Annotated in this window: 5 protein-coding genes; 4 read left to right on the top strand and 1 reads right to left on the bottom strand. The window is 57.7% G+C overall.

Annotated features, from left to right (window positions below):
- The first annotated feature begins 78 nt into the window (after positions 1–78).
- The 4 genes from L977_RS07820 to L977_RS07835 all read left to right on the top strand — a co-directional run bounded on the left by L977_RS07820 (position 79) and on the right by L977_RS07835 (position 4,712).
- Positions 79–1,623 (top strand): PTS transporter subunit EIIC, encoded by a 1,545-nt coding sequence (locus L977_RS07820; RefSeq protein WP_014884819.1) that lies wholly within the window; start codon positions 79–81, stop codon positions 1,621–1,623.
- A gap of 12 nt (positions 1,624–1,635) precedes the next feature.
- Complete coding sequence (locus L977_RS07825) at positions 1,636–3,003, top strand: 6-phospho-alpha-glucosidase (RefSeq protein WP_014884820.1); 1,368 nt, start codon at positions 1,636–1,638, stop codon at positions 3,001–3,003.
- Positions 3,004–3,093: 90 nt separating this feature from the next.
- On the top strand, positions 3,094–3,942 hold the full coding sequence (gene sseA, locus L977_RS07830) for a 3-mercaptopyruvate sulfurtransferase (RefSeq protein WP_014884821.1): 849 nt from the start codon (positions 3,094–3,096) through the stop codon (positions 3,940–3,942).
- On the top strand, positions 3,942–4,712 hold the full coding sequence (locus L977_RS07835) for a MurR/RpiR family transcriptional regulator (protein WP_014884822.1): 771 nt from the start codon (positions 3,942–3,944) through the stop codon (positions 4,710–4,712). Before sseA ends, L977_RS07835 begins: the two co-directional genes overlap by 1 nt.
- Before the next feature lie 16 nt (positions 4,713–4,728).
- Here the strand turns inward: L977_RS07835 and sseB are convergent, their stop codons facing one another.
- A complete protein-coding gene (sseB, locus tag L977_RS07840; protein ID WP_014884823.1) occupies positions 4,729–5,505 on the bottom strand; it encodes an enhanced serine sensitivity protein SseB in 777 nt (258 codons plus the stop codon).
- Positions 5,506–5,571: the final 66 nt, after the last annotated feature.

Here is a 5,571-nt window from a genome sequence, read left to right on the forward strand (position 1 = left end):
TGGATAAAAGCATCAGGAGCCTGCTAGTTTTATGACCATGACGCACCCCGAGTGCGCGGTTCAATAAGAGAGAAAGCCATGAAACGAGCCGTGAACGCCCTACAAAATTTCGGAAAATCATTGTACGGCCCCGTACTTATCTTACCGATCGTCGGTCTGTTTATCGCCTTTGGTAACGTATTGGGTAACGGCAACCTGGCCGAGTACCTGCCGTTTCTTGGCCATCCGCTCATTCAGAGTATCGGCCAGCTGATCGCCAAATCCGCCGTGTCAGTGCTGGTCAACCTGGCGCTGGTGTTTGCCGTCGGGATCCCGATTGGGCTGGCAACGCGCGATAAAGGCTACGCGGCGCTGATTGGTCTGGTGACCTTCGTGGTGTTTATCAACGCCATGAACGTAACGTTACAGCTTCAGGGTGAGCTGGCGCCTGCCGGGCAGATGAAAGCCGCGGGTCAAAGCATGGTGCTGGGCGTTCAGGTGCTGGAGATGGGTGTTTTCGCCGGGATCCTGACCGGGGCGCTCTCCGGCTACCTTTACAACAAATATTCCGGCGTACAGTTTAACGGTGCGATGGCGATTTACTCCGGCCACTGCTTTGTCGCGATTGTGATGCTGCCCGTCTCCATGCTGCTCGGCGTGGTAATGAGCGAAATCTGGCCGTACGCTCAGCACGGGATTAGCGCGCTGGCGCTGGCCATTAAAGGCTCAGGCCCGTTCGGCGTAGCCATTTACGGTTTCCTTGAGCGCATTCTGGTACCGACTGGCCTGCATCATCTGGTTTATACCCCGTTCCTCTATACCGAACTCGGGGGGACGCAGGAGGTATGCGGCGCAACCTATCAGGGCGCGCGCAATATCTACTTCGCCGAAATGGCCTGTCCGGAGGTGAAGCAGCTCAGCAGCACCGTGGTGTGGGACGCGCGCGGCATCAGCAAAATGTTCGGCCTGCCCGCCGCCGCGCTGGCGATGTATATGACCGCAAAACCGGAACGCAAAGCTGTTGCGAAAGCCATTTTGATCCCGGCGGCGCTGACCTCGCTGCTGGTCGGCGTCACCGAGCCGATTGAGTTCTCCTTCCTGTTCGTCGCGCCGCTGCTGTTCGTGGTTCACGCGGTGCTGACCGGCATCGGCATGATGCTGTTCTCGCTATTTGGTGTTCACGCCATCGGTGCCAACGGGATCATTGATTTCATTCTCTACAACCTGCCGCTCGGCACGGAGAAATCCAACTGGCCAATGTACATCCTGGTAGGGCTGATCATGTTTTCCCTCTACTTCACGGTGTTCCGCTTCCTTATTCTGCGCTTCAACATGAAGACCCCAGGCCGTGAGGATGAGGATCAGGAGACACGTCTCTACAGCAAGCAGGAGTACCAGGCGAGGGGCAATAACGACGGGCTGGGTGAGTCCATCGTAGTGGGCCTCGGCGGCAGGGAGAATATTGAGGTTGTGGATAACTGCTATACCCGCTTACGCGTCACGGTGAAGGACGTCGACATCATCGACGAGCCGCGCCTGAAAGCGACCGGCGCGAAAGGGGTCATCAAACAAGGTAACAACGTTCAGGTGGTCTACGGGCTGCATGTCAAAAAAATGCGAGAAGCCGTTGAGACGTTTCTCTGAAAGGAGCTAAAGATGTTTACACCCCCCTTTATTCTGTCGATTGCCGGTGGCGGCAGCACCTACACGCCGGGTATTGTGAAAAGCCTGATGGTACGTCTGCATGACTTCCCGCTGGCCGAAATCCGCCTCTATGACATCGACGAGGCGCGTCAGAACACCATCGCGCCGGTGGTTGAGAAAGTGATTCGTGACCACAGTGAAAGCATCAAATTCACCGTCACCACTGACCCGGAAGTGGCGTTCAGCGGCGCACATTTCGTCTTCGCCCAGATGCGGGTCGGTCAGTATAAAATGCGCGAGCAGGATGAGAAGATCCCGCTGCGGCACGGCGTGGTCGGCCAGGAGACTTGCGGTCCCGGCGGGCTGGCGTACGGACTGCGCACGATCCTGCCGATGGTCGAGCTTATCGATCGGGTGGATCGCTACGCGCATGAAAAAGCCTGGATCGTGAACTACTCCAACCCGGCAGCGATCGTGGCGGAAGGCGTGCGCCGCCTGCGCCCGAACGCGCGGGTGCTGAACATCTGCGATATGCCCGTCGCCGCAATGCGCAATATGGGTGCCATTCTGGGCGTGGATCGCCACAAGCTGGAGGTGGACTATTTCGGCCTGAACCACTTCGGCTGGTTTACCCGCGTGCTGGTGGACGGCGAAGACAAGCTGCCCGAACTGCGCAAACATATCGCGAAGTTTGGCCTGTTGACGGAAGACGCCGCTAAAACCGATCCGCAACATTCCGATCCCTCCTGGGTGAAGACCTGGCGCAACATCAAGCCCGTCATGGATAACTTCCCGGAGTACCTGCCGAACCCGTATCTGCAGTATTACCTGATGCCAAACCAGATTGTGGAGCATCAGAACCCGGACTATACCCGCGCTAACGAAGTGATGGACGGGCGTGAGAAAAAACTCTTTGCTGCTGCGCAAGAGTACAAGCGCACCGGGATCCTGCCGGATGCCTTCCACGTGGGCGTCCACGGCGAGTTTATCGTCGACGTGGCCTGCTCGCTGGCCTTTAACCTGCGCAGCCGCCATCTGGTGATGGTGGAAAACCGCGGGGCGATTACCAACCTGCCATACGATGCGATGGTGGAAGTGCCCGCCTATATCACCTCCGAAGGACCAGAGCCTATGCGCATCGGTCGGGTGCCGCTGTTCCATCAGACCCTGCTGCAACAGCAGCTGGCATCCGAACAGCTGCTGGTGGAGGCGACCATCGAAGGCAGTTATGAGAAAGCCCTGCAGGCCTTCACCCTGAACCGCACCGTGCCGACCATGGCGCACGCGAAAGCTATTCTGGATGAGATGATCGAAGCCAACCGCGACTACTGGCCCGCACTGCAAAAGGCCTGGCAGAATGGCGAAACGGTGAAAAAATAGGGGCTTGCTCGCGAGTTGAACGTGGTTTGCTTGTCGGTGTCATAAAAAACACCGACAATCCTTTTTTACGGAAAAGAATGGAGGCATCCCATGTCCACCTCATATTTTGTCGCCGCCGACTGGCTGATTGAGCACGGCGACGACCCGGAAGTCCAGATTATTGACGCGCGGATGGCCCCAGCCGGGCAGGAACATCTTCGTGATATGCTCGCTGAATACCGTGCCGGCCATCTGCCTGATGCGGTGTTTTTTGATATTGAAGCCCTCTCCGATCACAACTCTCCCCTGCCGCACATGCTGCCGCGCCCGGAAGCCTTTTCCGTGGCGATGCGCGAGCTGGGCGTGAGCCGCGACAAGCATCTGGTTGTTTACGATGAGGGCAACCTCTTTTCCGCACCGCGCGCGTGGTGGATGTTAAAACAGTTTGGCGTAGAGAAAGTGTCAATTCTGGCAGGCGGTCTGGCGGGCTGGAAGCGTGATGACCTGCCGCTTCAGCAGGGTGATGTCACGCTGCCGGAAGGCGATTTCGATGCCACGTTTGACGCACACGTCGTCAAACGTCTGACTGACGTACTGGTCGTTAGCCACGAGAAGACGGCGCAAATTGTCGATGCCCGTCCTGCTCCTCGCTTTAATGCCGAAGCGGATGAACCGCGTCCGGGTCTGAAGCGTGGACATATTCCGGGCGCGCTGAACGTGCCGTGGGGCGATCTGGTTTTTGAAGGGGAGCTGAAAACCACCGATGAACTGCGCGCCATTTTTGACCGTGCGGGTGTGGATTTACATCGTCCGATCATTGCCAGCTGCGGTTCCGGCGTAACGGCCTGCGTGGTGATTCTGGCACTTGCCACCCTCGGGGTTAACGACGTCACTCTTTACGACGGCGCCTGGAGCGAATGGGGTGCGCGAGACGATCTGCCGGTTGAACCGGCAAAATAATGGATAACCGCCTGGCCACGCTGTTAACGCGCGGGGCGTCACTGACCCGCGCGGAGTATCGCGTCCTCGCCCACCTCACGGAGCATCCGCTGCTGGTGGGCAATATCACGGTGCGCGAGCTGGCGCAGGCGACATTTGTTTCTACCGCCACCATTATGCGGCTGTGTCAGAAGCTGGGGTTCAGCGGTTTTAGCGAGTTTATCTGGCACTGCAAGCAGCTGCTTTCTGACACGCCGCATATCGCCGTGCAGGGGCAATCGCTCCCTGAGCTGCCTGCCCTTTTTAACCAATTCATCGCCAACTATCAGCAAACTTTTCAGTGGGTCACCCAGGACAAACGCCAGCAGTTTGCCAACCTGCTGCGCCAGAAAGAGAGCTTTTTTCTCTACGGTGCCGGGTTTTCCTATCTGTTTGCCGAGTACCTGACCAAGAAATTGCAGGTGTTGGGCAAAACGGCATTTATCTCCGGGCCGGGGGACAGCCGGAACATTTTTCTCAGCAACGCCGCCCGCTATCAGGTGTTCATTGCCGTTTCACGCAGCGGCGAAACGGAGCAGGTGCTGGATAAAGCGCGAATTGCCAAAAACGTCGGGATGACCGTCGTCGCGTTTACCCGCGCCTCGGCCAATACGCTGGCGGGGATGGCGGACGTACACTTTGCCCTCTATGACGAAGCGGTACATTTCGCTGCTGAAGCAGCAGGCGTGACGTCATTTGAGTCGAATCTGGTGCTGCTGATGGATTTACTGCTGCTGGAAGCAACGGGGTGAAGTTCACCCCGCGTCATCAGATAATGCGGTTGGTTTTGAGATCGCGCAGGAACCCGCCCCAGCGACGCTCATAAAACGGCGTGATGTGCTCGGTAATAAAATGGCTGATGCCCTTCTCACCTTTCGTCACCTGGCAGATATCAATCGGCTCGTCGCCCGGCAGCGTGTCGGTCGCCACGCTTCCCGCCGCCTGAATGATGTCGTCGATATCGCCATCTGCTTCAATACCGATCAGCAGCACCGGTTGCTCGTCGGCATTCTCTTTAATGGAGCAGAGGAATGCGCGCCTGACGGGCTTGAGCGTTTTGAAGAGCGTGGTCAGGGAATCAATCATCTGCGCGGGCGGCTCGGCCACTTCGGAGAGCAGCAGCGTTTCCCCCCCTTCCAGCACTTCCTGAGTGCTGAGCGGATTGCCCTCTTCACCCATCAGGTGACTGATTTCACGCGGGGTGAACTCTTTCCCGGTTGGCAGTTTGGCGTTGAGGAACAGGGTCTGGCCCAACGTCATTTCAAACAGCGTACGCACCGGCATCACCACGAATGCCTGTTCATCTTCCACGGCTTCCTGCAGCGCTTCCAGTGAGGTAAAGAACGGGATCACTGAAGAGCCGTCGTCTTTCTCCCAGTGCAGCAGATCCAGCGCGCTGTCTTCCACAACCTGCTCACCTTCCGCCGCGGTGCCTGGCACCCAGACGGTAGATTCCAGCAACGTGCGGAAAAATGCCGGACGGTGAGCGGGCTCGGTGGCCGCCTGTTCCAGCAGAGTTTCTAATTCGTTTTTGGTTTCGGACATAGTTTGGCTACTTCACAATTGCCCGGCGGCGCTACGCTTGCACGGGCCTACGGGTTTTGTAGGCCG

The organism is Enterobacter sp. ZOR0014 (genome assembly GCF_000798855.1).
In the GTDB taxonomy this organism is placed as follows: domain Bacteria; phylum Pseudomonadota; class Gammaproteobacteria; order Enterobacterales; family Enterobacteriaceae; genus Enterobacter; species Enterobacter kobei.

Excerpts from the sequence above, each read along its gene's own strand:
- L977_RS07820 (WP_014884819.1), top strand. The coding sequence starts at position 79 with ATGAAACGAGCCGTGAACGCCCTACAAAATTTCGGAAAATCATTGTAC.
- L977_RS07825 (WP_014884820.1), top strand. The coding sequence starts at position 1,636 with ATGTTTACACCCCCCTTTATTCTGTCGATTGCCGGTGGCGGCAGCACC.
- sseA (WP_014884821.1), top strand. The coding sequence starts at position 3,094 with ATGTCCACCTCATATTTTGTCGCCGCCGACTGGCTGATTGAGCACGGC.
- L977_RS07835 (WP_014884822.1), top strand. The coding sequence starts at position 3,942 with ATGGATAACCGCCTGGCCACGCTGTTAACGCGCGGGGCGTCACTGACC.
- sseB (WP_014884823.1), bottom strand. The coding sequence starts at position 5,505 with ATGTCCGAAACCAAAAACGAATTAGAAACTCTGCTGGAACAGGCGGCC.